Source organism: Ralstonia sp. RL, assembly GCF_001683835.1.
GTDB classification, from domain to species: Bacteria; Pseudomonadota; Gammaproteobacteria; order Burkholderiales; family Burkholderiaceae; genus Ralstonia; species Ralstonia mannitolilytica.
The window spans coordinates 1-6,020 of the sequence record NZ_LWRX01000074.1 but is presented as its reverse complement, the minus strand read 5'-3'; the positions used below and the strand labels follow the sequence as shown (position 1 = coordinate 6,020).

6 protein-coding genes are annotated in these 6,020 nt (G+C 67.2%); all 6 read right to left on the bottom strand.

Annotated features, from left to right (window positions below; genetic code table 11):
- Nucleotides 1-80: 80 nt before the first annotated feature.
- The 6 genes from A6M56_RS07650 to A6M56_RS07625 all read right to left on the bottom strand — a co-directional run bounded on the left by A6M56_RS07650 (nt 81) and on the right by A6M56_RS07625 (nt 5,813).
- Nucleotides 81-572 (bottom strand): nucleoside 2-deoxyribosyltransferase, encoded by a 492-nt coding sequence (locus tag A6M56_RS07650; protein ID WP_102080914.1) that lies wholly within the window; start codon nt 570-572, stop codon nt 81-83.
- A 12-nt stretch (nt 573-584) separates the two neighbouring features.
- Complete coding sequence (locus tag A6M56_RS07645; RefSeq protein ID WP_102080982.1) at nt 585-1,631, bottom strand: LacI family DNA-binding transcriptional regulator; 1,047 nt, start codon at nt 1,629-1,631, stop codon at nt 585-587.
- A 79-nt stretch (nt 1,632-1,710) separates the two neighbouring features.
- Nucleotides 1,711-2,685: an NAD(P)-dependent oxidoreductase gene (locus tag A6M56_RS07640; RefSeq protein ID WP_102080913.1), complete on the bottom strand. Its 975-nt coding sequence runs from the start codon at nt 2,683-2,685 to the stop codon at nt 1,711-1,713.
- A gap of 4 nt (nt 2,686-2,689) precedes the next feature.
- Nucleotides 2,690-3,970 (bottom strand): MFS transporter, encoded by a 1,281-nt coding sequence (locus tag A6M56_RS07635; protein ID WP_045786267.1) that lies wholly within the window; start codon nt 3,968-3,970, stop codon nt 2,690-2,692.
- 54 nt (nt 3,971-4,024) lie between these two features.
- Nucleotides 4,025-5,014, bottom strand: coding sequence for a sugar kinase (locus tag A6M56_RS07630; protein ID WP_102080912.1), 990 nt, complete (start codon nt 5,012-5,014; stop codon nt 4,025-4,027).
- 28 nt (nt 5,015-5,042) lie between these two features.
- Nucleotides 5,043-5,813, bottom strand: a complete 771-nt coding sequence (locus A6M56_RS07625) for a sugar phosphate isomerase/epimerase family protein (protein WP_102080911.1) — start codon at nt 5,811-5,813, stop codon at nt 5,043-5,045.
- Nucleotides 5,814-6,020 lie beyond the last annotated feature (207 nt).

Here is a 6,020-nt window from a genome sequence, read left to right as displayed (position 1 = left end):
CCTCACATTACACCGCCCACGCGCCAGCCGCTCCAACGAAGAAAAGCGCAGATCGATACGCGCAAGGCGCACGAAGCCGGCTACGCGCCGATGTAATGCGCCCGCATGCGCGCAAGGCACGCCCGCGCGTCGCCGATGACCAGCCGACTGCTGCACGCGAGCATCAAATTGCGCGGCAGGCCGAAGTCTTCCACCGCCCAGCCCCCGGCATCGTAGCCGCCAGTGTGGGGCACCTGCTCGACCAGCGGGACCGAGGGGACGTGATAGCACCACACGTCCTTACCGCGCGCGATGGCGTAGCCGATCTCAAAACACGTACCGGAATCCGGCTCGTGGCCGCGGAAGTCAGCCACGTTGGCCATCACGGCGTCGGCTGAATCGAGCAGCGCAATGTTCTGGCGATAGATCTCGGCCGCCGTCGCGGGCCCGTCGTGTTGAGGAACAATGACGTTGTCGAGGGGGTACAGCCCCACGAAGCCGTACTCGGCACACATGGCCTTGAGCACTTCGCCATGCGCGGCAGGTTGCGGGCGAAAAACATCGGGACCGGCCAGGTAGAGACGCAGGGGCATCCGCAGGCTCCGTTACGCTGCCGTGGAGGCGCGTTCGACGAGTGTGCCCGGCAGGAGCACGACGCGCGCATCGCCGGCCAGGCCTTCAATGCGCTCGTGGACGAACTCGACCGCCTTGTAACCGATGTCGTACGTCGGCTGGCGGATCGTCGTGATGCCGATCAGTTCGGCCCACTCGGGATCGTCGATCGACACCAGCGCAGCGTGCGTCTGCCAATCCGCCCCGAAGCGCGTGCGCAAGTGCCGCGCCACGACAAGCGCCACGGGAGCGTTTGCGACGAACAGCGCCGGGCGCGTACCACCCCGCTGGCGCGCTGCGTCGATATGCGCATCGATCTGCGCCAGCGCGGTGTCGACGGAGGCCGCGTCGGTCGGGTCAAGCACGACGGGCGCCGCCACGGGCCGGCCATGAGCGGCCATCACCGCACGGAAAGCCGCTTCACGATCGCGGCGCGAACTGACGTGCGCATAGGGCTGCACGACAAACTGGATCGCATCGAAGCCGCGGTCCACCAGGTGCTGCACGCCCTGCCGGACGGCGCGCTCGTTATCGAGACCGATCAGGTCGGCCTCGAAGCCGTCGACGGTCCGGTCGACCAGCACGGCGGGAATGTCGCGGCCCCGAAGCGGGCGCAACATCGGCTCGTCAGCGCCGAGCGCGTTGACGATCAGCCCTTCCACGCGGTACGTCGTGAGCAGCTGCACGAACCGGCGCTCCATCTCGAGCTCGTTCGCCGCGTGGCAGATCAGCGGCATGTAGCCGAGCGCGTGGCAGGCGGCTTCCACCCCCTGCAGGACTTCGATCGTGTACGGATTGGTCAGGTCGGCCACCAGCATGCCGAGCAGCCGGTTGCGCCCTCGTTTGAGGCCGCGCGCCATCTGGTTGGGCCGGTAGTTCAGGCGCTCGATGGCGGCTTCGATCCGTTGCCGCAGATCGGTGGAGAGAACGTGCGTTTCGCCGTTCAGGTAGCGCGACACGCTCGTCTTGCCGGTGCCCGCTTCGCGGGCTACATCGGTGATGGTCGCGGGGCGCGAGGAGGAGGAAGGAGAATCTGTCACGATGCGCTTGAGCACTGGCGGCCGGCGCCTGATGCTGGCGCCAGCGTCTGGCGATCATAGCGTAATCGCCGCGCCACGCTTACGGGGTCTGTGCCGACGCCAGCACCTCAGGATTGACCACGTTCTCGCGCAGCGTGCCGGCCAGCGCCCGCACCAGGTTGTCGGCGGCACAGCGCGCCATGGCGTGCCGCGTTTCCTGCGTGGCCGAGCCGATATGCGGCAGCGCCACCACGTTTTTCATGGCCAGCAAAGGTGAATCGGCCGGCAGCGGCTCGCGTTCGAAGACGTCGAGGCCCGCACCGCGAATCGTGCCGTTGCGCAGCGCGTCGATCAGCGCCGCCTCGTCGACCACCGGCCCGCGCGCCGCGTTGATGAGGATGGCGTTGCGCTTCATCTTCGCCAACTCCGCTGCGCCGATCATGTGATGCGTGTCGGGCAGGAGCGGCACCTGCAGGCAGACGAAATCGGCCTGCGCGAGCAGCGTGTCGAGCGTCACGTGCTGCGCGCCGTACTGCGCTTCGGCCTCGGCGTGCGGATGCCGGTTCGTGTACAGCACGCGCATCCGGAAACCCAGTGCCGCGCGCCGCGCCACCGCCGCGCCGATCCGGCCCAGGCCGACAATGCCGATGGTCTTGCCATGCACGTCCGTGCCATACAGATCGGGGCCGATGCTGCGCTGCCAATGGCCCGCCTTGACCCATTCGGCCAGTTCGACCACGCGCCGGGCGGACGCCAGCACCAGCGAAAACACCGTGTCCGCCGTCGACTCGGTCAGCACGTCGGGCGTATGGGCCAACACGATGCCGCGGCGTGTGAGGTCGGGCACGTCGAAATTGTCGTAACCGACCGAGATGGTCGACCACACTTTCAGCCGCGGCGCACCGTCGAGCATGGCCGGCGTGATCTTCAGGCTCGCGCCGATGGCGCCATCGGCGTGCGCCAGCGCTTCGGCCAGCGCGGCCGCACCGTCCACCTGCACGAGTTCGACATGCTCGCGCAGCCTCGCAGCCACATCGTCGGGCAGGAGCTTGTAGGCAACGACTAGAGGTTTCATCGATTCATTTTCCAGGCAGTGGATCGGCGAGCCGGTACGTTTCGCGCGGTTGCGGCTTCACGCACAGCGTGAGGATGACCGCCGCCAGCAGCGCCGCGCTCATGAACGCATACGAGGCCAGCGGCGAACCCGTCGCACCGTTCAGGTACCCGACAAAATACGAGCCGACAAACGAGCCCAGCGCGCCCATGCTGTTGATCAGCGCCATCGCGCCACCGGCAACGTTCTTGGGCAGCAGTTCCGGCACGATGGCGAAGAACGGGCCATATGGCGCATACATGGCCGCACCGGCAATGACGAGCAACGCGTACGACATCCAGAAATGCGTCGACCCCAGCGCGTACGACGCAGCAAACGCAGCCGCCCCCACCAGCAGGAACGGCCACACGAAACCACGCCGCGAGCCCACCTTGTCGGACGCCCATGACGCGACCAGCATCGCAATCGTCGCCGCCAGGTATGGCAGTGCCGACAGCCAGCCCGTCTCCACCATGCCCAGCGCCGACCCGCTCTTGACGATGGACGGCAGCCACAGCACGAAGCCATACACGCCGATGCTCCAGCAGAAATACTGCGCGCACAGCTTGATCACGGCCGGCGAGCGGAAGGCCTCGGCATAGTTGCGGACCGGCTTGAGGGCAGCCTGCTCGGCGGCCAGTGCCTGCTCGAGATCGCGCTTCTCCTGCGCGCTGAGCCACGGCGATTGCGCAGGCTTGTCCTGCACCAGCCACCACCAGCACACGGCCCAGAGAATCGCCGGCACGCCTTCCGCAATGAACATGTGCCGCCAGCCGAACTCGCGCACCAGGTAACCCGACACGACCGACATCCACAACACCGTCACCGGGTTGCCCAGGATCAGGAACGTGTTTGCACGCGAGCGCTCCTGCCGGGTGAACCAGTTGCTGATGTAGATCAGCATGGCGGGCATCACCGCGGCCTCCACCACACCCAACACGAAGCGGATCGCCATCAGCGACGGGATGTTGCTGACCACACCCGTGAGTGCCGCGCAGCCGCCCCACAGCACCAGGCTCACGAACACGAGCTTCTTCACGCTGCGCCGTTCTGCGTAGATGGCACCGGGAATCTGGAAGAAGAAGTAGCCCAGGAAGAACAGCGCGCCGATCAGCGACGACAGCCCCTGGCTGATACCGAGATCGTGGTTGATGCCGGCGGCCGCCGCGAAGCCGTAGTTTGCGCGGTCCAGATACGCCAGGCTATACGTGATGAAGACGATCGGCATGATCATCCACCAGCGCCGGGCAGCAAGTCGTGTGGCCATGGTTTGTCTCCTGTTATGGTGTGCGCCGCTGATGGAGCGGCGGTCGAACCCGCGCTACACGCCGATGGCGGAGTCGGGCTGGTGCACCGCGTTGTCGGCGCGTTCCAGGTGGTCAAGTGCCGCACGCGTGGGCAAGCCTTCGGAATCGCCGATCACCTGGATCGCCAGTGCGCCGATCCGGTTGCCGCGTGCCACCGCCTGCGCCGCCGACTGGCCTTCGAGCAGCGCACTGATCACGCCCACCGCAAAGCCGTCACCCGCGCCGACCGTATCGACGACGCGCTCGACGTGTACGCCGGGCACGACGCCCTGCGCGCCGTCTGCGGTCTGGTAGTAGGCCCCGGCCGCCCCGAGCTTGATGGCCACGCCACGCACGCCGCGTTCCAGATAGAAGCGCGCGATGTCGGCCGGCGCTTCGCACCCCGTCAGTTGCTGCCCTTCCGACAGCCCCGGCAACACCCAGTCCGACAGCGCGGCCAACGCATTGAGCGTGCTGACCATCTCGGCGGCGGACGGCCACAGCGTCGGGCGCAGGTTCGGATCGAATGAAATGGACTTGCCCGCCGCACGCATTTCGCGCGCGAGATGAAACGCAAGCTCGCACGACGATGCCGAGATCGCCGGCGCGACGCCTGTCAGATGAAGATGGCGCGCGCCCAGCGCATACTCGGCTACATAGTCGGCACGAGACAACCGGCTGGCCGCCGAACCCTTGCGGAAATATTCGACGCGCGGATCACTGCCGTCGTCGGCGCGTGACTTCAGCTGAAAGCCCGTCGGATACTGCGGGTCGACCGTCACGCAAGAGGCATCGATCTGCTCGCGCGCGAGCGTCTCGCGCACGTAGTCGCCAAACGAGTCGCGCCCGACCCGGCTCACGTAGCCGACGCGAAACCCCAGGCGCGCCAGGCCGACGGCAACGTTCAGGTCGGCCCCGGCAATGCGCTTCGTGAACTGCGTTGCCTGCGCGAGGGGGCCCGGCGCGGCGGCGACGAACATCGCCATGGCTTCGCCGTACGTGATGACATCCAGTGGATGTGGCATGGGAGAGCTCCTTCGATGCCGCGCGATGTCAGGCGGCCTTGAGCCACGCGACGTGCCGGTTGGCGTCTGCGGCAAGATCGGTTGTGTCGAACGGGAATTCGATGCCGCGCGGAACGTCGCCCGGCAGCGCCGCCAGCACGGCGGTGAAGCGCGCGTCGTTGCCGGCGGGCGCAACGGCAAAGCGGCGCGCGCCCTCCCCCGCCACCCCCTTGCAGTGGATGTACTCGACATACGGTGCCAGCGCACGCGCGCAGTCCAGCGGGGCTTCGCCGGGCCAATGCCAGTTGCCCACGTCGAATGTCATGCCAAGCGCGTGGTCAACACCCGCCGCCTCGAGCGCGGCGAACAGGTTGCGAAACTGCGCAAGCGACCCGCCCACGGCTTGCTGGCCGTTTTCGACCAGTACCCGTGCACGCGACTCGCGCAGCAGCCTGGCGAGCGCATCGGCCGATGCTTCGTCGGCAAACCCGCCCAACTGGAACTTCACAATGCGGGCATCCAGCGCCTTGGCTTCGGCCAGCGCGCCGCGCACCGCGGCTTTGTCCAGCGCGCCATCGTGCGTGTACAAGGTGGCCGGGGTCGAATAGACCGACCACAGGCCGCGCGAGGCAATCAGGCGGCCCAGCGCCGTCAGCAGTTCCATCGACACAGCCCCGTCCGGCCCTGCCGGCAAGAGCTCGCGCCGCACCTCGAAGCCCGCGGCGCCCACTTCGGCCGCCACAGGAACGTACGCGTGGTGCCCGTGCTCGCGGACCTGGGCGACGCCGAACGCGCTCGCCACAATCACGATGTCTGCCATTTGTGCTCTTTTCTCCGTATGGAACCGGTTCCAATGGAAGACATGTTCGGCGTTGCAGAAGGAGAACGCTATAGAGGAAATCCCTAGCGACGCAGGCGTCATGCGGCTAGCCGGCCATTGCTGGCCGGGTGCGACGGCACCGCGCGGCGTTTTGCCGAAAGAGGAAGCTCCGACATGGGACAGAGAGGCAGACCGCGCCGCACCCTC

Bases quoted from the DNA above. Each gene is read 5' to 3' on its own strand.
- A6M56_RS07650 (WP_102080914.1), bottom strand. From the start codon at position 572: ATGCCCCTGCGTCTCTACCTGGCCGGTCCCGATGTTTTTCGCCCGCAA.
- A6M56_RS07640 (WP_102080913.1), bottom strand. From the start codon at position 2,685: ATGAAACCTCTAGTCGTTGCCTACAAGCTCCTGCCCGACGATGTGGCT.
- A6M56_RS07635 (WP_045786267.1), bottom strand. From the start codon at position 3,970: ATGGCCACACGACTTGCTGCCCGGCGCTGGTGGATGATCATGCCGATC.
- A6M56_RS07630 (WP_102080912.1), bottom strand. From the start codon at position 5,014: ATGCCACATCCACTGGATGTCATCACGTACGGCGAAGCCATGGCGATG.
- A6M56_RS07625 (WP_102080911.1), bottom strand. From the start codon at position 5,813: ATGGCAGACATCGTGATTGTGGCGAGCGCGTTCGGCGTCGCCCAGGTC.